This window comes from Silvimonas amylolytica (assembly GCF_014645555.1).
Classification (GTDB): Bacteria; Pseudomonadota; Gammaproteobacteria; order Burkholderiales; family Chitinibacteraceae; genus Silvimonas; species Silvimonas amylolytica.
The window spans coordinates 698,546-719,607 of sequence record NZ_BMLY01000001.1 but is presented as its reverse complement, the minus strand read 5'-3'; the positions used below and the strand labels follow the sequence as shown (position 1 = coordinate 719,607).

At 53.9% G+C, this 21,062-nt stretch carries 20 protein-coding genes and 1 other RNA gene; 6 read left to right on the top strand and 15 right to left on the bottom strand.

Features of this window, described 5'->3' with window-relative positions; genetic code table 11:
• Positions 1–28: 28 nt before the first annotated feature.
• Complete coding sequence (locus IEX44_RS03275; protein ID WP_229678716.1) at positions 29–682, top strand: PEP-CTERM sorting domain-containing protein; 654 nt, start codon at positions 29–31, stop codon at positions 680–682.
• Between the two features lie 294 nt (positions 683–976).
• On the top strand, positions 977–1,627 hold the full coding sequence (locus IEX44_RS03270) for a hypothetical protein (RefSeq protein WP_188688742.1): 651 nt from the start codon (positions 977–979) through the stop codon (positions 1,625–1,627).
• A 722-nt stretch (positions 1,628–2,349) separates the two neighbouring features.
• On the opposite strand, the gene IEX44_RS03265 is transcribed toward IEX44_RS03270, so the two are convergent.
• The 9 genes from IEX44_RS03265 to IEX44_RS03225 all read right to left on the bottom strand — a co-directional run bounded on the left by IEX44_RS03265 (position 2,350) and on the right by IEX44_RS03225 (position 10,239).
• Positions 2,350–2,913: a hypothetical protein gene (locus tag IEX44_RS03265; RefSeq protein ID WP_188688739.1), complete on the bottom strand. Its 564-nt coding sequence runs from the start codon at positions 2,911–2,913 to the stop codon at positions 2,350–2,352.
• A 149-nt stretch (positions 2,914–3,062) separates the two neighbouring features.
• Positions 3,063–4,682 carry a P-loop ATPase, Sll1717 family gene (locus IEX44_RS03260; protein WP_188688737.1) on the bottom strand — a complete coding sequence of 540 codons (1,620 nt, stop codon included), beginning with the start codon at positions 4,680–4,682 and terminating at the stop codon, positions 3,063–3,065.
• Positions 4,683–4,901: 219 nt separating this feature from the next.
• Positions 4,902–5,327 (bottom strand): hypothetical protein, encoded by a 426-nt coding sequence (locus IEX44_RS03255; protein WP_188688734.1) that lies wholly within the window; start codon positions 5,325–5,327, stop codon positions 4,902–4,904.
• Positions 5,324–6,805, bottom strand: a complete 1,482-nt coding sequence (locus IEX44_RS03250; RefSeq protein ID WP_188688730.1) for a DUF3631 domain-containing protein — start codon at positions 6,803–6,805, stop codon at positions 5,324–5,326. The genes IEX44_RS03255 and IEX44_RS03250 overlap by 4 nt, the downstream gene beginning before the upstream one ends.
• A gap of 11 nt (positions 6,806–6,816) precedes the next feature.
• Positions 6,817–7,080, bottom strand: coding sequence for a helix-turn-helix transcriptional regulator (locus tag IEX44_RS03245; RefSeq protein WP_188688727.1), 264 nt, complete (start codon positions 7,078–7,080; stop codon positions 6,817–6,819).
• A 102-nt stretch (positions 7,081–7,182) separates the two neighbouring features.
• Positions 7,183–7,812: a hypothetical protein gene (locus IEX44_RS03240; RefSeq protein WP_188688724.1), complete on the bottom strand. Its 630-nt coding sequence runs from the start codon at positions 7,810–7,812 to the stop codon at positions 7,183–7,185.
• A gap of 83 nt (positions 7,813–7,895) precedes the next feature.
• The gene (locus tag IEX44_RS03235; RefSeq protein WP_188688722.1) at positions 7,896–9,131 is read right to left on the bottom strand and encodes a tyrosine-type recombinase/integrase; all 1,236 of its coding nucleotides are present in this window, start codon (positions 9,129–9,131) and stop codon (positions 7,896–7,898) included.
• A 171-nt stretch (positions 9,132–9,302) separates the two neighbouring features.
• Positions 9,303–9,662, bottom strand: a transfer-messenger RNA (tmRNA) gene (gene ssrA, locus IEX44_RS03230).
• Between the two features lie 58 nt (positions 9,663–9,720).
• Positions 9,721–10,239: an acyl-CoA thioesterase gene (locus tag IEX44_RS03225; protein WP_188688719.1), complete on the bottom strand. Its 519-nt coding sequence runs from the start codon at positions 10,237–10,239 to the stop codon at positions 9,721–9,723.
• Positions 10,240–10,425: 186 nt separating this feature from the next.
• Between IEX44_RS03225 and acuI the strand changes: the two genes are divergently transcribed.
• Complete coding sequence (gene acuI, locus IEX44_RS03220; protein WP_188688716.1) at positions 10,426–11,409, top strand: acrylyl-CoA reductase (NADPH); 984 nt, start codon at positions 10,426–10,428, stop codon at positions 11,407–11,409.
• Between the two features lie 82 nt (positions 11,410–11,491).
• On the opposite strand, the gene IEX44_RS03215 is transcribed toward acuI, so the two are convergent.
• From IEX44_RS03215 to IEX44_RS03190, 6 genes are all read right to left on the bottom strand, one after another.
• The gene (locus tag IEX44_RS03215) at positions 11,492–12,157 is read right to left on the bottom strand and encodes an HAD family hydrolase (RefSeq protein WP_188688713.1); all 666 of its coding nucleotides are present in this window, start codon (positions 12,155–12,157) and stop codon (positions 11,492–11,494) included.
• 33 nt (positions 12,158–12,190) lie between these two features.
• Complete coding sequence (gene ubiG, locus IEX44_RS03210; RefSeq protein ID WP_188688710.1) at positions 12,191–12,937, bottom strand: bifunctional 2-polyprenyl-6-hydroxyphenol methylase/3-demethylubiquinol 3-O-methyltransferase UbiG; 747 nt, start codon at positions 12,935–12,937, stop codon at positions 12,191–12,193.
• Positions 12,934–14,250 carry a TRZ/ATZ family hydrolase gene (locus tag IEX44_RS03205; protein WP_188688706.1) on the bottom strand — a complete coding sequence of 439 codons (1,317 nt, stop codon included), beginning with the start codon at positions 14,248–14,250 and terminating at the stop codon, positions 12,934–12,936. Before IEX44_RS03205 ends, ubiG begins: the two co-directional genes overlap by 4 nt.
• Positions 14,251–14,407: 157 nt before the next feature.
• The gene (locus tag IEX44_RS03200) at positions 14,408–14,638 is read right to left on the bottom strand and encodes a hypothetical protein (RefSeq protein ID WP_188688704.1); all 231 of its coding nucleotides are present in this window, start codon (positions 14,636–14,638) and stop codon (positions 14,408–14,410) included.
• 208 nt (positions 14,639–14,846) lie between these two features.
• The gene (locus IEX44_RS03195; RefSeq protein WP_229678715.1) at positions 14,847–15,317 is read right to left on the bottom strand and encodes a DUF7931 domain-containing protein; all 471 of its coding nucleotides are present in this window, start codon (positions 15,315–15,317) and stop codon (positions 14,847–14,849) included.
• Complete coding sequence (locus IEX44_RS03190) at positions 15,301–16,422, bottom strand: cupin domain-containing protein (protein ID WP_188688699.1); 1,122 nt, start codon at positions 16,420–16,422, stop codon at positions 15,301–15,303. Before IEX44_RS03190 ends, IEX44_RS03195 begins: the two co-directional genes overlap by 17 nt.
• Positions 16,423–16,484: 62 nt before the next feature.
• Here IEX44_RS03190 and IEX44_RS03185 point away from each other — a divergent pair, with 62 nt between their 5' ends.
• From IEX44_RS03185 to IEX44_RS03175, 3 genes are all read left to right on the top strand, one after another.
• Complete coding sequence (locus IEX44_RS03185; RefSeq protein ID WP_188688697.1) at positions 16,485–16,952, top strand: peroxiredoxin; 468 nt, start codon at positions 16,485–16,487, stop codon at positions 16,950–16,952.
• A gap of 5 nt (positions 16,953–16,957) precedes the next feature.
• Positions 16,958–17,437 carry an FKBP-type peptidyl-prolyl cis-trans isomerase gene (locus IEX44_RS03180; protein WP_188688694.1) on the top strand — a complete coding sequence of 160 codons (480 nt, stop codon included), beginning with the start codon at positions 16,958–16,960 and terminating at the stop codon, positions 17,435–17,437.
• 620 nt (positions 17,438–18,057) lie between these two features.
• Positions 18,058–20,952: a ribonucleoside-diphosphate reductase subunit alpha gene (locus IEX44_RS03175; protein WP_229678714.1), complete on the top strand. Its 2,895-nt coding sequence runs from the start codon at positions 18,058–18,060 to the stop codon at positions 20,950–20,952.
• Positions 20,953–21,062 lie beyond the last annotated feature (110 nt).

Here is a 21,062-nt window from a genome sequence, read left to right as displayed (position 1 = left end):
TATGTCGTCCATTTACCAATATTGCGAGGTGAATATGAAAACATTTATGACTGCGGCTTTGCTCATGGCGGGCCTGATAAGCGTCCCTACATTTGCAAGCACCCAATTTGAGTATTCCTACACATATGGCCCGAATGCTCCCAATGAAAATAGTTGGCACGGCAACTCGCCGGATTACTACACAGTATTTGGAACTTTCTTCGGCACGGCCAATGGGGACCTGATTACAGGTATTTCTGACATATCAGTCTCCGAAACAGAAAATGGAGTTTTAGTACTAAGCAATATGGCGCCCTCGTTAACACAGTGGTTCTCAGGGCCCGAACCAGTCATGTCATTCAGCGGAGCCAACAATAATTTTTATATTACATCCAACCTGTCTTTCGGATATTTTTACTTTGGTTCTTATGGCGCTTCTGTAACCGGCGACGCCTACGGTCCCGGTGTTGACGTTTATCAAGCTAACCTTTTCGGCTCGACTTCCGGTACCCCCTATTATTACGTGGACGAAGTCACTGAACCCAACTCATGGTCTGTGCGCGCCGTGTCTGCTGTATCCCCGGTGCCAGAACCGGAGACCTATGCATTCATGAGCTTGGGGCTACTGGTTCTGTGCATTACCAGACGCAAGAAAATCAGGGCGTTCCTTTCAGGATCGACTATGCCGGCCATGGCGGGCTAGTCCCACCGACGTACGTTTTTAAATTCTTTAGGCTCATGGTTAATCAGTGCCCCGAAGGGATGGGGCACTATTTTAATCAGGTGAAATCAACACCCGGATACTTTCGTCCGATGAATGGAATGGGTAGGTCCTCCATCTAGATGAGGTGCAAAGGTGACAACCCGGACAAAAATAGGATTTGTTGAAGCCCAGATTGCCTGTAGTTTCAACCAAAAACTATTGCGCCGTAATTTACGGCGATAGTGAAATTGGCATGGCGCACTATTATCATTAAATTCATTACCGGAGATGATCATGAGGCTACTTGCAGCATTAGGGATTGTTTTGGGTTTTATTTTTTCAACAGCTAATGCAAGCGCTAAATACGAGTATTCATATACATTCGCCGACCCAGCACCAAACGCAGATAGCCCGCGCAGCGTTGTCGGAACCGCTTACACCGTATATGGTACTTTTTTGGGCACTGCCAACGGGGATTTGATTACAAACCTGTCGGACGTATTTCTTTCCGTGAAGGACAATAACGGCAATGTTCTCATAGATAAAGAGCCAATTTTTCCATATGCGGGCCCTTCTTTCGGATTAATCCCCGACGTACTTTCTTTCAGTGGGCATCACAATCAATTCATATTTGACTGGGATGATTCCTTGGGCGGCCCTGCGCCGGTGCACGGCTACGCCTTCACTAGCTACGGTAACGAAGCGACTGATGACGCCTATGGACAAGGCGTAGATGTGTTTTCACTTTTTGGCGCTGGTGGCTTTCATGTGTCGGACCAAATAGCTGAGCCATCGTCCTGGAAGGTGACAGAGGTGTCCCCGGTTCCTGAGCCAGAAACCTATGTGCTGACGATGATGGGTTTGGTTGCTCTATACCCGACTTATCGGAAGAAATCGCACAATCGCCGAGCAAGCATTAGGGATAGGGCTGCGGGAGTCGTTTAGCCGACTTGATGGGGGTGAAAGCGCTGCTTTTGCCCGCCGTCTGAGAATCAGTGAGCCAGCATTGCACCATTTGCTCAAAGAGGGTGACGCGCCAGGCCGAGAGAGCACCTCATGTACATGAGGGTTGCAAATCCCCCTCCATGTCTCACCGGCTCCCACGGGGAGCAAAGCGCAAACGTAGGGTGTGTGGAGTTTTCGCGATCAGAAAAAGAAAAAGCCCTGAAAAATCAGGGCTTTAATCTTTGTGACTGGTGGGCCGGCGGGAGTCGAAAATACGTCTGTATCCCGCTTTTTTGTTATGTTTTTAGGATGTTGGTGCGCACTCGTGTACTAATTCGTGTACCTATTTTTTCGGGCTGCATGGGCGGGGGATGAGTACCTGTCGTCTGCGAAAAATTACCCATATCGTTTTGCAACGAAGTTTAAATCCGCCGCTTTATCGGCTGATAGCTTTTCGGATAGTGGGCAATCGTTAGTTATTGGGGGGCTTAGGTCGTCATGGAACTGACTATCTTTTTCATCTCAGTGTGCTGTTCGTGCAGCAAACGGGATACTTCTCGCATCATTCCACGAACGTTGCCCCGCCGCGCGTTCTGGCTAGACGTTGCTTTTCCTTCAGGGCTCCGAGGGCCTGTTGCATGTGCCCAAGGCTGCCAGGAATAAATCATCACAGCCTGTTTCGCGCGCCTTTCCGATGTCCAGCCGTTACGCATCGTTGTGCATCATCCAATAGTTCGTTTGGTCGGGTTTTCTGGATTTTCTGAGGGGGGCTCGCCTGATACAGATTCGTATGGGCAGTTGTTCACTTGCTGGTGACCTTGGGCGATGTTCGTCTGTTTCACGAAAGACGTAGACCGTGGATGCTGGATTTCTGCCAGCGCCAGTGTAGTGCATCGGCACTGGGCTTGAGCTTTGAAAGCCAGCCGCATCAGCCCGTCGAATACGCTTGAGTTCTGCCCGATGTTCACAAGTGCCATTCGCGCCAGTTCACCGAAAATGTTATTCAGCGCATAAGCTTGTGCTGCGAGCATCGTTTCCATGTCGGAAAGGTTGCCCGACATAGCGCGATGACAAGCGTCACGTAGGGTCTGGACAGATGAGTTGATGTCCAACGCGCCAAATGATGGAGCCGCAAAGAAGCGGGCCGTTATGGCGCTGGGGAGGATTGCAGAAAGGGCTTGCGCGGCCAGTGCTTGTTCGTCAGTTTGCCCGGGGCTCAATGGTACTTGCAGAGTTGCGCAGGTTATTTCTTGTTGCGAGCTGGCGGATGGCATGTGCGAGCGCATATCGCATTTCCTTCAGTAACGCCACTAATTCGAGATTCGGTGCGTGGTTTATTTGTTCGACACCCGTAAACCAGCGCCAGCCCGCATTCACTTCAATGCTACTTAAGCCCCACCCATTTGGCTAATGTTCAGCTATTTAGAAGGCGGGTTTATTCCACTTCATCCTTGAATTTTATGTTAAAAGCCTGATAAAACATGGGGTGAACGACTGCCTTGGTGTTTGTTTTAATAAAACTAACATCAGGCGTCACATCACTGGAAGGCCAAATTGTCTGGCCTCTTCCTTCAAGTTTGAATCCTACTAACCCTATGTCAAAGAACATTCGGAAGATATTTGCAGTGATGATGTGGTAGTCCGTAACCTTGCCTGCGTAGTAATCGCTTGCGGCCTTGCCAGAATTGTCATCATTTTCCGTTATTTCTAATGCGAAAAGCTCAATTTTTTCTTTATCGATGCTCGATAATTTAAATTCAATATCTCGGCCTTCAATTAAAGGAAGACAGGTGGCGAGGGACGGGTATAAGTTTTTCCATTCATCCAGGAGAGCACGGCGGCGTCCCGTAGAATATTTCTTCTCAGCTTCTGTTACCGTTCCCGCTGTTACGCGATTGGTGTCCTCAGATAATTGAATGCAATCATTAACGAATACAATTGCATCTCTTGGTCGGAGTGCCGTGCGCGCCATCAAATATTCGACGAATTTGACGTTCCCTACACGCTCTGGGAAAAGGTCAATCAAGGATACAGGTCTAGCCGTGTACTGTTCCTTCACGAGCGAACCAACTCGCTTGTCCAGCAAAGACACGATTTGCTTGGAGTTCCATCGCAGTGAAAGCAGCAAAGCATCGTATTTTTCCGATTGAAAACCTGCGTCGGTCGTTTCCTTGATTACTTTTTCGTACAGGTCAAAACGCAACGCCATAATTATTTTTACATTCTTTATGCGCTGAAATTTCTTTACTGTTTCAATTAGAGAACGGATTAATTTATAGCGAATGCTTTCATCGACCCAGTCTTCATCAAGCTTGTCGATTGTGATGTAGTACGGCTTTTGTGGGTCTGTAAATACGTCTTCATCCAAGAATTTGATAACATCATCCAATTCTTTGATTTGTATTTCACTAACAATACGTTGACCCCTTTCAACGTATTCTATTTTCTTTTCCTCGCTCATCTGAGCTGATGCACCGGCACTAAAGACAGGTACGCCACCTTTTGCTTCCAGTTCTCCCGAAAGCTTCGTGGTTAGTTCTTTGACGCGGGATTCTGTTTCTATCCAGAACTTATCACCCCAATCCTTAATGTATTGAAAGGCTCGAAGTTTGCCTTGGTCCTTCTTTCTGAGGTTTTCGCTGATACTACTGACCCAGCTTTGGGTTTTTTCTTCAGTATTTAAGCTGAATTTATGCTTTAGCAATTCAACAACAAGAACATGCTTCCAGAGTAGTCCATAGAAAAGGTCCAGCTTTACGCCTAAATCTTCAAAAAATCTGATGACATGATTATTGGCAATATAATCGAGCGACAGTTGTTCGGGCTCAAGAGGAATGACATGGTCTTCACGGTGTAATAAGTACCGAAGCAGCGCAGTTTTGCCGCTGCCTGTTCGTCCTAAAACAATGCGCTTTACGCTTCTGAGGCTTTGAAGTTCTTCGTAGTCACCTACATCCTCAAAATTGTTGAATAGAAATTCGTCGTCTTGCTCGGCACCAGCTTCTCCGATACGAGCGTGCCTGGTAAATCGAAAGGGAATGCCGCTATCCGCCATCGTTCTTCTCGTTGTTGGTTTGGTTGACTATGCTGCTCAATGTTACCAACTTCGGGTTGGCGCTACTTGACCATTGACATCTGATGTTGGAATTTTGCAAGTAACATGGGGTTGGTTGAAGAACCGACCTACGCGTACAGCTAACTTACTGTTGCAACCATAAAGTATTTATTTCGTAGGCTATTTTCTGAGCAAAGCGGTCATGCTACTGGCCTGCATTTAGCGCATTTTTATCTGGGCTTTTGCAATCGCTTGGAGTGCAACGTCCAGCGCCAGCACGTCCTGTTTCAGGTCCAATGGCCTACTTGCCGGCCACACTGTTGTTTTTCGCTGCTCCAACCACAGAAGCAGCGCAAGCAGGTCTAGGCGCGAACCGTAGTGTTCAATCAGTTTGGTAATCGCGGACACGATGCCTTGGCGGTCGAACATCTGGCCCCCACCACCTTTTAACAACGCAAACGGGACCATGACCGAGGGTGCGGAATAAGTCAGAAGGTCAATTACCTCTGATTTATGCTGGCGCAGGTCATTAATCAGCTTGTCATTGGCGGCCTGGCGATTGCCCGTCATTCTGATATTGCCGTTCCATACCGACAAAATCAGGCCATGTGATGACGCATAGTCAATCAACTGGGCAGCATTCATATGACGACGCTCCAGTCATTATTTTCGTCCCCGGGATGTGCTGACGTCACAACGTCACAACCCGCGTGGTCACTGGTATTCAGCGGTTTTTCCTCCGTCACATTGGTTTCGGTGTGACGGTTGACTAAGGTGTTGGAAGCCTTGTTTGCTGCCGTTTGTGACGGTGTGACGGGCGAGGGCGGGACCACCGGCAAATACCGCTTGAACGCGTCGTCAAACTGTTCGCGCTTATAGCCCTTCAAGGTCAAGTCCCCAACCCGCACCGTATTCGATGTAATCCCAAATTCACGAAGGTGCGTGCCCAATTGGTGCGCGGTTATAGGTTGGCCGCTGTTATAGATTGACCATGGGCCATCCACTTCGCACAGCGCCTTGCGCAGCGTGACGGTGTGGATGCGGTCAGCTTTCGTATGCACAAAAATCGACTGGATGTCGGCCAGAAGTTGTTGATTGATGCTGGCGGTGTTCTCGGCGGAATCGGTGAGTTTGATTGCGGCCTGATGAGCCCGCCGCTTCCATGCTGGACCAGCCAGTTCTGCAATTGCAAGTAATGGCTCCCAGTTGTCATTGGTACGATTATGTCCAAAGCTGGGATGCAGGGTGCCAAATGTTGGGCCGTTATCCTGCGCCCAGCGTGCGAGCTTGCGTTTGAGTTCGTTGAAGCCCGCCGTGTCGGCATGACGTATGTTCTCGCATTGTTCATCGGGCAGTTTGCGGCGCAATGGAAGCAGAATTGACCGGCTGGTCAAACTGTCTGCGACACGATGTGCGCCAATTCCGCTGATGGCCTTGGGTCCGAAAGTACAAAAGTGGCGAAGACCAAAATTGTCGCCGTCTACTCGAAGGACCCGGAGGATGAATGACGTATCTCGCGTGTGGCCGCTATTGATAATGCCGACGAGGTCAGGAAGGCCCTTCATGAAGGTATCCGCTTCGTCTATGAGTAACGTCGGCTGGCAGGTATCGACTACCCAGAAAAGTGCGGCAGGTGTGATGTTGGCTGCTGGAACGGCGCGGCGGGCCAGCTTTAAGAAGACGGAAAGTAGCGTCGTTTTGCCACAGCCTTTTTCAGGTGCGGTAATCAGCGCCAGCGGCAATACCGTTGCGTAGTCGGCCAGCCAAGTCAGTACCAGCCATAGGGTTGCGGCCCATAAGGTTTCCACATCTGCGACGACATAGCGGTGCAGTGTTGCCAAAACTGAATCCAGTAAGACAGTGCCATCCACCGTGTCCGACCAGGGTGCTACGTCTTTCGGGACATAGGTCTGGCCCTGCGCATCCTTGGTCGGGGTCGCAGACTGTTTTCTGTAGTCCGCTACTGTTTCATCTAGCATGGACAACTTTACACCGAGCATCTTTGCTGCCGAGCCTCTAATGCGGCTGTAGTCCAGCTTGGATAGCGTTGCCAGATGCTGAAGAAATGGTTCTTCGTCTGCGACATCAGGTAAAGCGGCAAGCAGATGTTCCAGTTTGTCCATGTCGTTGCGCCTTACTTGGACTGTGCCATCAGCCAGGCGCGAATATCTTCAACACGCCAAGCAGTTACGCGCGCAGACAGTTTTACCGGGGCAGGGAATTTCTGAGCCTTGATTAAGCGCCAGAGTGTTGCCGATGAGAAAGGCAGGATGCCGGAAGCGATGTGTTGTTGCGTGCCCGCAAGGACGGCTTTACGGCCAGCAGGACCGACAAGGTAAGACTGGCGGACATATCCATTGGCTGGAAGGTCCGCAAGGTCGGGAACGGTGCTTGTCATGACATGAGCTCCTGAGAGATGGAGTGTGATGTCATGCAGCTTGGCAGCTTTTTTTTCGGGGAAGAGCCAGCTGGCTTTTACTTTCTCCAGCTGGCTTTTATTTTACAAATCCAAGCGGTCGATACCTTCCTGAATGCTCGCCCGGAGGCTTGAAACCCCTAAGCCCTTAATATTGCGATTGTCTTTTACTTTTACTGCTAGCTCATGTGCGGCGATGCCTACCTGCTTGCAGTTCACCTTGCCCCCATGCTGAAAACTGCTTTTACATTCGTAGAGCGTAAGTGCTAACAAACCCAGCTGTTTGTATAGGAGGTCATGCTTTTTTTCCAACGATGCGAGTTTTTTCAACAGCAGTGCATACTGTTTTGCCAGCGAATCTTCACGCTCGGCCGCATTTGGTGTGCTAGATGCACTGACCCCTGCCTGCAATGCAAGCGCTTCTTCAGGCAGTCGCCAGCCCATTGAATGAGTCCAGACAAAGAATGCGGCAAGCGAGACTTCGCTTTCACCCTCTGTGATTGAGGCCGTTATCGGAATAAGAGGGCCAGTGGCAGCCAGGTTACCGTTTGCGATAGCCAGCCGCTCTTTGTATTGCCGCCGTAGGGCACCAGGAAAAAGGATGTCCTCAACGTACGGGTAGGGTTCCACATTCAAGGAAAGCCATACCGCAGCACCCAGCTTGGCTTTCGGTATCAGTGCCCATTTTTCCCAATCGGGGTTTTCAAATAGCATGTGCGCCCTTTCTCGTTGACTGTTAACTAGACGTTCGGTCTCAAGTCGTGGAGAGACTGGGCCAGCCACAGAAGCTGGTCCAATTACCCGGTTTCACGAAACTGAACAACTCTTGCCCCGGTTTTCAATTCGTCGAGATGGTTGGCCCACCACTGCATCATCCTGATGCGCTCCGGCAGGTACTCTGCATAGTTGTACGCAGCACGTACTTCGTCGCGCTCCCCGTGGGCAAGCTGGCGTTCAATTGCATCGGGGTGAAATTCATGCGATTCGTTAAGCAGTGTGGACGCGATTTTGCGGAAACTATGCCCGGTAAATTCCTCTTTGCTGTACCCCAACCGGCGCAACGCAGCATTAACGGTGTTTTCGCTCATTGGGCGTTCGCGGCTACGTTCGCCTGGAAACACATATTTGCCGCTACCCGTCAGCGGGTGGAGCTCCTGCAAAATTGCCATAGACTGGTGCGATAGGGGCACGACATGGATTGCGCGGCTTTTCATCTTTTCCGCTGGAATGCGCCACTCTGCTTTTTCCAGGTCGATTTCTTTCCACTCGGCTTGCCGCAGTTCGCCAGGTCTAACAAATACAAGTGGTGCCAGGCGAGTAGCACAGCGAACAATTAACGATGCTTCTAGCCCATCAATGGCACGTAATAGGGCCGCGATTTTCACGGGGTCCGTGATGGTCGGAAATGCTTGGGGGTTGGGGCGTGCCAGCGCTTCTTTGACAATGTCGGCGGGGTCGTTGTCTGCCAGGCCAGAAGCAATGGCATAACGAAACACTTTGCTGCATGACCAGCGAACGCGGTGGGCTGTTTCAATCGCGCCGCGCTCTTCGATACGACTCAGGCAAGCCAGTAGTTCCTTAGCCGTGATGTCGGAAATGGGCCGTTTACCCAGCCAAGGGAAAATATCCGTTTCAAGCCGGTTAATCGTCCGTTCCCGGTGGCTTTCTGACTTGCCGCCCATGTTCTTATCAAACCATTGGCGGGCAACTACCTCGAAGGTGTTGCTCAAGGTGGTTGCCTGCGCCGCTTTGGCTTGATTGCGGTCTATCTGCGGGTCTGTTCCCTGGGCTAGAAGGCTGCGTGCGTTGTCGCGTTGCAAGCGGGCTGCCGCCAGCTTTACTTCTGGGTATGCTCCGAACGACATATGACCAGGTTTGCCATTGGGGCGGGTGTACTTGAAGCGCCAGAGCTTGCTTCCGTTCGGCTTCACCAGCAGATACAGACCGCCGCCGTCGAACTTTGGATATTCCTTGTCCATGGGCTTGGCGTTCTTGCAGTCTGTATCGGTAAGTGGTTTGACGGGACGAGCCATAAGTACACAGCCTTGAGAAAAAGGGTACATCGGTGATTGATGTACTTAAGCGTGTACCGATAACTTTGAGTCGTCAAGAGACGGTCTGAAGTGACAAGACAAGAAAAAACCCCTGAAAGCAGGGCTTTACAGGGGTTTTGATATTTCATGAAGTGTCATGAAACGACTATTTGGTGGAGCCGGCGGGAGTCGAACCCGCGTCCGGAAGTCCTCTACGAAGAGTTCTACATGCTTAGCCGTGCCAACTGGATTTAACCTTCAACGAGCCGGCGGGCGGGCTTGTCTCGGGCGAGTCACCTTAGTTTGACACTACATCAAGTGACCCGATGCAGCGCGATCCCCTCTAAATGACTCTGCTACCGGTTGCCCGGTCTACCCGAGGGGAGAAGCAGTGCAGAGTCCGGCGCAATTAAGCAGCCAGAGCGTAAGTTTCGTCGTTTGCGACTATCTTGGTTCAGTGTTTTACGGGGAACTGAGATCCCGGCATGCCCCCATCCGCTTTGTAACCCCCGTCGAAACCATGGCGGCCCCAGATGAAGAAGGGTCAGTATAACCTGGAACGTCCGTTCAGGTCAGCCCTGTTTTTGGGTTACGCCACTTCAGTGAGTGCATTGCCCCAGTTGGACAGCCAGTCGGGCAGGGGTGGGCTGTCGTGAGGGATGCCGCCCAGCGCCATCAGTTCTTGCGTGGTGACCGAACCACCTGTTTTGCGTAAAAAGCGGGCGCGGATGTAGGCGATGCCCATGGTTTCGCCGTTGCGCTCAATGCGGTGTTCCAGATAAATGGATTTTTCATCCCAGCCAACGACGGTAGTTTGCACTTCAAAGCGTTGCCACAGTTTGAGGGCCTTTCTGAAGTGCATGGTTTCCATGGCGACGACGGGGAACCAGCCAGCGGCCGCGACTTTGTCGGCAAGGCCGGAACGTTGCATCAGGTCGACACGCGCCAGATCCAGCATGGTGAAATACCGACCGTTGTTCACATGGCGGAATACGTCCAGATCGTTGGGGTAGACCCGAAATGGAGTGCGGCAGGGGCCAAGGGTGTTGCAGGGGCTGCGGTGGCGGCCGAACAGCATCAGCCAGAGCAGACGCAGGTAAAGATTCATGATGTGATCCGTTGCGGGCCGGGTTTGTGATGTTGATGCGGGTCAAGCGTGTGGCCGGGTCACGCATAAATGACATTGAGCTAAACAGGGCGGGCGCGCAAACTGCTTGCCACGCGGCTGGTATTCGACGGCGCTTACTGTGGTGCAACCGTTGATATGGGCCAATACGGCAAAACCGGAGGATGCATGTTTAAAGCGCTGTTGTTGAGTAAAGAGGCTGAGGTTTTTTCCGCAAAGGTGACAGAACTGGATCCTTTGACGTTGCCGGCAGGGGATGTCGAGCTTGATGTCGAATTTTCTACGCTTAATTACAAGGACGCGCTGGCGATTGCCAATGCCAGTCCGATTGTCAGGCAGTGGCCTATGGTGCCCGGTGTGGATGGTGCAGGTGTGGTGACGGCGTCGGCTCATCCGGATTTCAAGCTGGGTGATCGGGTTGTGCTCAATGGTTGGGGCGTTGGTGAAAAACACTGGGGGTGCCTGTCGCAAAAGGCGCGACTGAATGGTGACTGGTTGATTCCATTGCCCGCTGTTTTTAGTTCGGAACAGGCGATGTCGATTGGGACGGCGGGGTATACCGCAGCGCTGTGTGTGCTGGCGCTGGAGCAGCATGGTCTCCGGCCGGCTGATGGCCCGGTTCTGGTGACGGGTGCAACGGGCGGCGTGGGTTCGTTTGCGGTGTCCTTGCTGGCGCGGGCCGGGTATCAGGTGACTGCGCTGACCGGCAAGCCGGAAGCTGCGGATTATCTAAAACATTTAGGCGCGAGCGATGTGCTGGACCGTCAGGCATTTGCCGCAACTGGTAAGCCACTGCAAAAAGAAATCTGGGCAGGCGTGATTGATTCAGCGGGTAGCCATACGCTGGCTAACGCCTGCGCACAAGTCCGTTATGGTGGGGCGGTTGCTGCATGTGGGTTGGCGCAAGGCATGGATTTTCCATCCACCGTTGCGCCATTTATTTTGCGCGGTGTGGCGTTGTATGGGGTCGATAGCGTCATGGCGCCGAAGGCGAAGCGCCTCGCCGCGTGGGCGAGGCTGGCGGCAGACGTGGATGTCTCTACGCTGGACCTTGTGACGACAAAGATTGGTCTGACAGACTGCCAGCATGCGGCGGCGACTATTCTGGCCGGCAAGCATCAAGGGCGTTATGTGGTTGATGTGAATGTCTGACCGGGCAGGCACGAATGAAAGGACATCAAAAAGCCCGGCATAGTGTCCGGGCTTTTTGCTTGTTTCTGGATACCCAGGCATTTTATGCAGGCAGATGTGCCAGCAAGTCGAGTGGGTGGCTGATGGTTAGATCGGCGCCCCATGTGTCAGGCTGATCCGAATCGGCGATATAGCCATAGCTGGCCAATACCGTCGTCATGCCTACGCGGCGGCCAGCCTCAATATCGCGCTCTGCATCGCCCACGTAAATGCAGTGAGCGGGGTCAACGCCCAAGGCTTCCGCAGCGTGGTACATCGGCTTGGGGTCTGGCTTGGGGACGCCCACCGTGTCCCCCGAGACCACCACGCCAGGTGTAAACGGTAATGGCAAGCGGGCGACCAGTGGGTCGGTAAACCGCGCAGGTTTGTTGGTAACAATGCCCCAGCGCCAGCCGCGCTGGACGATCGCCTCAATCAGTGGACTAACCCCATCAAACAAGACGGTGCTATCGGCCAGATGGAGTGCGTAGTGGGCCAGAAAACGATCGCGCAGGGCGGTGAACTGATCCGGCTGCTGTGGGGTGATACCAAAACCAAGACCAATCAAGCCGCGGGCACCATGTGATGCAATTGGCCGGATGGCCTGATAGGGCTGTGGCGGCATGCCCTCTTCAGCCAGCAGCAGGTTGAGTGCTGCGCCCAGGTCCAGTGCGGTATCGGCAAGGGTGCCATCCAGATCAAACAAAACGGCGCGTGCAGGTTCGGTCATGTCGTCAAGGTTCGGATTGAGAGGTATCGCTGGTTACAGCGGTTTGCGGCAGGCCACCATGTAGTTCACATCGGTATCCTGGCCTAGCTTGTACACCTTGCTGAGCGGGTTATACGTCATACCGGTCAGGCTCACGGTATCCAGCCCGCTGGTGCGGGTCATGCGGCCGAGTTCTGAGGGTTTGATGAACTTGGCGTAGTCATGGGTACCGCGCGGCAGCATGCCCATGATGTACTCCGCACCCAGTACGGCCAGCGCGTAGCTCTTGGCATTACGGTTCAGCGTAGAGAAAAACACCCAACCGCCCGGTTTGACGAGGCGTGCGCAGGCTTCAATGACGCTGGCAGGCGAGGGCACGTGCTCCAGCATTTCCATGCACGTCACGACATCGAACGAAGCCGGTGCTTCAGCGGCCAGATCTTCGACGGGCACCTTGCGGTATTCAACAGACAGGCCGGATTCGTGTAAATGCAGCTTGGCGATCTTGAGTGATTTGTCCGCCAGGTCAATGCCGGTCACTTGCGCACCGCTGGCGGCCATGCCTTCGGCCAGAATACCGCCACCGCACCCGACATCCAGGACGCGCTTGCCAGTCAGTCCCGCGTTTTCTTCTATGAAACCCAGGCGCAACGGATTGATATCGTGCAGCGGTTTGAACTCGCTGGTTTTGTCCCACCATTTGTGGGCCAGGGCGGAAAATTTGGCGATCTCGGCAGCATCCGCATTCAGCACATGTTCGTGCTCGGGGGCGTGATCCGGTTGGGCCTGGTGTTCGGTCATGCTGTTTGTCCTTGCATGCGTGCTTGCCAGCGGCGGGCGCGGGTCAGCACTTCCTGATGATCAAGACTGGCGTGGTGGCCTTGGGTATAGACTTCGCGGCCGGCAATCCAGACATGGCTGACTTGATTGCGATCCGCTGCGTAAACCAGATGGGATACCGGATCGTAGCACGGCTGTGTGCCGGCGAGAGAGAGATCCACCGCGATCATGTCCGCCTCTTTACCCGCCACCAGGCTCCCGATTCGATCCTGCCAGCCCAGTGCCTTTGCACCATTGAGTGTAGCCATTTCCAGGGCCTGCCAAGCGGGCAGCGCCTCCGGATTGCCGCTCTGGCCCTTGGCCAGCAGGGCGGCAAGACGCATCTCGGCAAACATATCGAGTTTGTTATTGCTGGCGGCGCCATCGGTGCCAATGCCGACGTTGATGCCGCCGGCCACCTGATCGGCAATCCGCGCCAGGCCTGATGCCAGTTTCAGATTGGAGGCGGGGTTGTGCGAGACGTTGACACCATGCCTGGCCAGCAGGGCGATCTCTTCCGTAGTGGTATGCACCATATGTGCCGCAATCAACTGGTTACTCAGTAAACCCAGTCGCGCCAGGCGTTCCAGCGGACGTACGCCATGTTCTTTGAGGCTGCTGGCGATCTCGTCCTGGGTCTCGTGGATGTGGCAATGAATGCCCACATCGAGTTGGTTGGCCAGCACGATGATCTTGCTGAACGTCTCGTCGCTGACGGTGTACGGGGCGTGCGGCGCAAGGGTAAAGCCGACGAGTTGCTCGCCCGTAAATTCGTCCATGCAGGCAATGGCTTTGCGGGTGTAGTCGTCGGCATCGCTGGCATACGGTGTAGGAAACTCCAGAATGGAGCAGCCCACCATCATGCGAAATTCGCTGCCCAGAGCAGCACGAGCTACTGCGCCATGGTGGAAATACATATCGTTGGCGCAGGTGGTACCACCAGCGATCATTTCAGCAATCGCCAATTGCGTGCCATCAAAGACAAATTCGTCAGAGACGAACTTGCCTTCAGCGGGCCAGATGTGGTCGTTCAGCCAGGTCATCAGGGCCAGATCATCCGCGTAGCCGCGCAGCAAGGTCATGGCGGAATGCGCGTGCAGATTGATCAGGCCAGGCAGCAACGCATGTTGTGGCAAGTGGCGGCGCTCGGCATCCGGGTGCTGTTGCAAGGCTTGGGATACGGGCAGGACGGCTTTGATCTTTTGATTCTGGAGTACCAGCGCGTGGTCAGTCAGCACCGTGGCTTGCGGTTCAACCGGGATAATCCAGCGGGGAATGATGATTTGTGTGGTCATGCAATATCTGGCGGGAACAATATCCGGGTTGCCGGTTTTTGCCAAAGCAACCAGGTGGATGACAGGACGCTCACGTCAGGCTGAGGCTGACGATTGTGGACGGCAGAAAAACAAAAAGCCGACCTTGCGGTCGGCTTTTTTGCTTGCGCGCCGAGAATTACTTGGCAGCGGAAGCGTCCGAAGCAGCAGCATCGGAAGCAGCCGGAGCAGCAGCAGCGTCAGAAGCGGCAGCAGCGTCGGAAGCCGGAGCAGCAGCAGCGTCGGAAGCGGCCGGAGCGGAAGCTTCAGCAGCCGGAGCGGAAGCGTCAGCAGCAGGGGCTTCATCTTTCTTGCCGCAAGCGGTGAGGGCCAGGGCCAGCAGGGCAGCAACGAGCAGAGACTGTTTCATTCTTCTTACCTTTAGCAGAATGGGTTGGACAAGTAAATTTCAATACAGCAGTTGTTTGGCTATCGACCGTTGATCGATGGCTATTTGGAAACCAGTTACATCACTGACGACCGACGGGCGGAATTCTAGCACGATTTGAATAAAAGGGTAGCGTCCCTGGCGCACCAAACTGCGGCACGTAGAGATTTTTACAACAATCGTCAAATCCTTATAAATCAAGCCTGCGCCAGTCTGATGACGGTATAGAACATTCCCATGCAAGATCAAAGGCTTGACGCAGGCGTGTTACCTCCTGTGCGTCATCATCCGTCTCGCCTTTCGCCCAATCAAAGTGACAACGTCTTACAAATCGTTGCATATCAGCCAGAATAAATGGCGTTAACAACGTTGGCATATCCGTATTGGCTAAATGAAGGGTGAATCTTTGGCTCTGCACATTAGCTAATTGCAGTAGCAGTGGGCATTGTGCGGCGATGTAATCCGCTGAACGCGCCAGCAGGCGCACCTGCGCGGCAGGGTTGCGGACCAGCAAGTCATTCAGTGCCTGAGCTACCGCGCGGTCTGAAAAACCGCAGGCACTGAAGTCGTGTTCGTACATGATCAGGCCCTCACGCGCACTTTGCAGCAGCATGAGTGTTTGCTCCCGATAATCTTTGTACGTATCAAATTTTGCCGGCATGCAGGTACCCGTAGTCGTAGCAGGTATAAAGGGCTTCGAGAATGTCGTCATCATAGCTGGCTGCGGGCAAACGGCGCACATCGGCCAGTTGGCGCAGGGTTTCCAGCGCTGCAGGGGTGACTTCCAGCTCTTCGCCGTTGATAAAAACCTGATTCCCCTCGTACAACATTTGCGATTTCAGGTCCAGGTGGACACCGTGCTCAGCCACTTGTTCGGCAAAGTCTTCGAAGTCCATGGGGTCATCAGGCGGGGTATAAAACACATGCGCTTTGGGTTCGGTGAAATAACGACCGATGAATTTGCGCACATCGCCCTCGGTCCATGTCAATTGCTTGAGCATGGTTTCAATCTTGCCCACAAATGCCAGATCAATTTCGCCAGGGCGATCCGTCGGCGCGCGTTCGGGGTCACCGTAAATGCCTGACAAGCGCAATTCGTCCTGCAGGTATTCCAGGAATTTACCGACGATTTCCTGTTCTGTCGGCGCCCTGAAACCAATTGAATAAGTCATGCCTGGCTCTAGCGCCACGCCGTAATGGGCGTATTTGGGCGGTAGATAGAGCATGTCGCCGTGATCCAGAATCCACTCTTGTTCCGAGTTGAAATCTTTCAGTACGCGGATGGGCGCGTCTTCGACAAAGTTGCCGGCATCATCGCTGGAAATCTGCCAGCGTTTTTTTCCGCCAACCTGCAACAAAAACACGTCATAAGAGTCGTAGTGCGGACCGACCGTACCGCCTGGCGGCGCATAAGAGATCATCAGATCATCCAGGCGCGTGTAGGGCAGAAAGTTGAACTCATACAAGAGATCAGCAATATGGGGGACGTGATGATTGACGTTCTGGACCAGCATGGTCCAGTCGGTTTCGGGCAGGCGCTCGAACCGGCTGGGGCGGAAAGGACCACGCTCAAGCTTCCAGCGATCGTTGCGGTATTCGATCAGGCGCGATTCCACGTCGTCTTGTTGCGCCAGACCAATCAACCTGGGTAGATCGATCAGCTCCGGAAAATCTTGCCAGGCATTACGGATCAGCAATGGCTGTTTTTGCCAGTATTCGGCCAGAAATTGCGCAGCGGTCAGTCCACCGAGGAGTTGTTTGTTCATTGACTTGGCTATAACAGTAGAAAAACACGGCCTTTATTATCCCACCATGCGAAGGAGCCGGCATGCTCAAAAACGGGGAAATTGCGCCTGACTTTGCTTTACACGATGCCAGCATGCAGCAGATCCGGTTATCGGATTACCACGGGCGGCATCATGTGGTGCTCTATTTCTTTAGCAGAGACCACTCGCCAGGCGGCATTACAGAAGCAGTGGAGTTTTCAGACCGGGCGGAAACGTTCAGGGCACTGGGGACCGTTGTGCTGGGCGTAAGCCTGGATGATTGCCTCTCGCACGAGGCATTTCAGGATGAACACGGCATTGAGTTCGGACTGTTATCTGATGCCGAAGGTGAAGTCAGCCGTCTTTACCATGTTTTAAAAGAAACCATGGCGGCGGGCATGATAAAATATGCCATTGAACGCTCTACCTTCGTGATCGACAGGCAGGGCGTAATCCGTCACGCGTTCTACCACGTGCTGCCCAAAGGGCACGCGGCGGAAATACTTTCACTTGTTAAACAGTTAGGATAAACCCGATGCAAATCGCCAAAGATACGGTTGTAACGCTGAACTATGAGATGTTCGATACCGAAGGCAAGCTGCTCGACAAAACCGAACACCCCATCGTTTACCTGCACGGCGGTTACGACAACATTCTGCCGCTGGTAGAAGAAGCGCTGCATGGCAAGACCACCGGTGATTCCATTGACGTGACCATGGCACCGGACGACGCCTTTGGTGAGTACGAGCCGGAACTGGTGCGCAAAGAAACCAAAGACGTATTCCCGATGGAAGTGGAAGCCGGCATGATGTTTGAAGCCGATGATCCTGCCACTGGTGATGTCATGTTGTTCCGCGTGACCGAAATCAACGGCAACGAAGTTACCGTTGACGCTAACCACCCGTTCGCTGGCGTGACCATCCGCTTTGTGGGCAAGGTGACCGACGTGCGCGAAGCCAGCGATGAAGAAGTTGCCCACGGCCATGTGCATGGCGAACACGGCCATCATCACTAAGCATTAATCAGATGTGATCTTCCCCGGGTCTGGCTCCCACGGTGGTGGCAGGGCGGGGGTATTCACAATTGAAAAAAAGCGGACTTCGGTCCGCTTTTTTTGTCTGCGTAATTTTCGCTGCTATTTCTTCGGTTTTACGCTGACGCAGTCGATCAAAGAGTAAACCCATCACCTGGTACAAAATGGGGCAAATCGCTGGTGCATTGCACCATGTCGCAACACAACATCTTGTGTTTTTCAGTCAGGCAGATACCCATTTACAACATCATATGGTGACTTTCGTCAGACTGTCCTCAAATTGCAACGAAGTACACCTCCCCGCTATGCCGCATGAATAAAGGCTTGCGCGAAAACCATGACATTTTTGTGTCCGTTCGTCGTCCTTAACACATCTTTTTCCGGTTGCGCTAGCGGCCCACCTTCCCCTAGTATTTGTGCCGAACCCACCTAAGGACCACAAGATGTAGTGGTTCTTCACAATTTATTCACAGACTTATCCACATTCGGCCGCCTGTCTTTTCAAGTCCTTGATTTGTGAAGAAATGCGGCCAGATTTAACACCTGGCCAGAGGGAACACACCCAAATGTACGCCACACTGGATAGCACCACAGGAAGCCGCATGACCGAAGCCGTAGATACCCCGATCAACAACGAACAGAGCCGATACGAACTGTATAAAACCATCCGCCGTAATGGTGGTGTGGTGCCGTTCGAGCCGTCCAAGATCACGGTTGCCGTGACCAAGGCGTACATCGCTGTTCACGGGAATCAGGCCGCGGCTAGCGCTGCTGTGCGTGAGCGCGTGGAAGCCCTGACCGAGCAAGTGGTCAGCGCGCTGATGCGTCGCAAGCCCGAAGGTGGCGCTATTCATATTGAAGACATTCAGGATCAGGTTGAACTGGCCCTGATGCGTTCTGGCGAACATGACATCGCCCGTGCTTACGTGCTGTACCGCGAACAGCGCAAGGCAGAGCGTGCTTCCCATACTGAAAGCCACGAAGTCACACAGCAACAGCACGCCGTTGTGAACGTCACGCTGGAAGACGGCAGCCGCCGCGCACTGGATGTCGCGCGCCTGAAAGCGCTGATTGCTTCGTCTTGCCAGGGCTTCGAGAAGATCACCAGCCAGGAGACCATCCTCGCTGAAACGCTGAAGAACCTGTACGACGGCGTGCCGGTCGCTGAAGTCCACAAGTCCGCCATTCTGGCCGCCCGTGGCCGCATTGAAATCGACCCGGCCTACAGCTTTGTGACGGCCCGTCTGTTGCTGGATGTAGCCCGTCGTGAAGTGCTGGGTGAAGAAGCCAGCCACGAAGAAATGGCGACCCGTTACGCCGAAGCCTTCCCGATGCTGATCAAGAAGGGCATCGAGAACGAACTGCTGGACGAAAAACTCGGCCAGTTCGATCTGGCCCGCCTGGGCGCTGCGCTCAAGCATGAGCGTGACTACCAGTTTGGTTATCTGGGTCTGCAAACCCTGTACGACCGTTATTTCCTGCACGTGCATGGCACCCGCATTGAACTGCCGCAGGTGTTCTTCATGCGCGTGGCCATGGGCTTGTCGCTGAATGAAGTGGATCGCGAAGCCCGCGCCATCGAGTTCTACAACGTGCTGTCGACGTTTGACTTCATGTCCAGCACCCCGACGCTGTTTAACTCCGGTACCCGTCGCAGCCAGCTCTCCAGCTGCTACCTGACCACCGTGGCCGATGATCTGGATGGCATCTACGAAGCCCTGAAAGAAAACGCGTTGCTGTCCAAGTTTGCGGGCGGTCTGGGCAATGACTGGACGCCGGTGCGTTCGCTGGGCAGCCACATCAAGGGCACCAACGGCAAGTCGCAAGGCGTGGTGCCGTTCCTGAAAGTGGTCAACGATACCGCTGTGGCCGTGAACCAGGGTGGCAAGCGCAAGGGCGCCGTCTGCGCGTACCTGGAAACCTGGCACGCCGACATCGAAGAATTCCTGGAACTGCGCAAGAACACGGGTGATGATCGTCGTCGTACCCACGACATGAACACCGCCAACTGGATTCCTGACCTGTTCATGAAGCGCGTGATGGAAGGTGCTGACTGGACCCTCTTCAGCCCGTCTGAAGCACCGGACCTGCACGATCTGTACGGCAAGAAGTTCGAAGAGGCCTACACCCGTTACGAAGAGAAAGCGGCCCGTGGCGAAATGCGCGTGGCCAAGAAGCTGCCGGCGCTGACCCTGTGGCGCAAGATGTTGACCATGCTGTTCGAAACCGGCCACCCATGGGTGACCTTCAAGGATCCGAGCAACATCCGCAGCCCGCAGAACCATGTTGGCGTCGTTCACAGTTCTAACCTGTGTACCGAAATCACGCTGAACACCAACGATAACGAAATCGCCGTATGTAACCTGGGCTCGGTGAACCTGATCAACCATATCAAGGACGGCAAGCTGGATGCCGACAAGATTGGTCGTACGGTCAAGACCGCCATGCGCATGCTCGATAACGTGATCGACATCAACTACTACGCCGTACGCAAGGCACGCACATCCAACCTGAAGCATCGCCCGGTGGGCATGGGCTTGATGGCGTTCCAGGACGCGCTGCACATGCTGCGTATTCCGTACGCATCTGATGCAGCCGTGCAATTTGCTGATGAATCGATGGAAGTCATCGCTTATCACGCCTACTGGGCCTCGACCGAACTGGCGCAAGAGCGTGGCACCTACCCAAGCTACAAGGGCAGCCTGTGGGATCGTGGCATCCTGCCGCAAGACTCCAACGCTTTGCTGGCCGAAGAGCGCGGTGGCTATCTGGAAGTCGATACCAGCAGCAAGCTGGATTGGGCACCGCTGCGTGAGCGTATCGCGACCTACGGCATGCGTAACAGCAACTGCCTGGCGATCGCGCCGACCGCAACTATTTCCAACATTGTTGGCGTGGATGCCTCGATCGAGCCGACCTACCAGAACCTGTTCGTGAAATCGAACCTGTCTGGCGAGTTCACCGTTATCAACGAACACCTGGTGCACGACCTGAAAGAACGCGGCCTGTGGGATGAAGTCATGATCTCCGACCTCAAGTACTTCGATGGCTCGGTTTCCCGCATCGACCGTATTCCGGCCGACCTGCGTGAACAATACGCCACTGCGTTCGAAATGGACCCGAAGTGGCTGGTTGAAGCCGCCAGCCGCCGTCAGAAGTGGATTGACCAGGCCCAAAGCCTGAACATCTACATGGCCGGCGCATCGGGCAAGAAGCTGGATGAACTGTACAAGCACGCATGGCTGCGTGGCCTGAAGACCACCTACTATCTGCGTACGCTGGCTGCAACCAGTGCAGAAAAGTCCACCGGCCGTGGTGGCGAGTTGAACGCTGTGCCGGTTGATGGTGGCTTGTCTGCCGCATCGATGGCAGGCAGCGCTGCACCCGCTGCGTCGACTGCCGCCGCCGCAGTAGCCGCCATGCCAGAAGCCGAAGGCGCCGCATGCTACCTGCGTCCGGGTGATCCTGGCTTTGAAGAGTGCGAGGCTTGCCAGTAACAGTAATACCCGTCACAGCCCGGCCGTCAGGCCGGGCTGTTGGTCCATAAGCCAGACGGGGCAACAATCCACCAGAACAAGAGTCCAATACCTGTCACAGGTATGCCCAG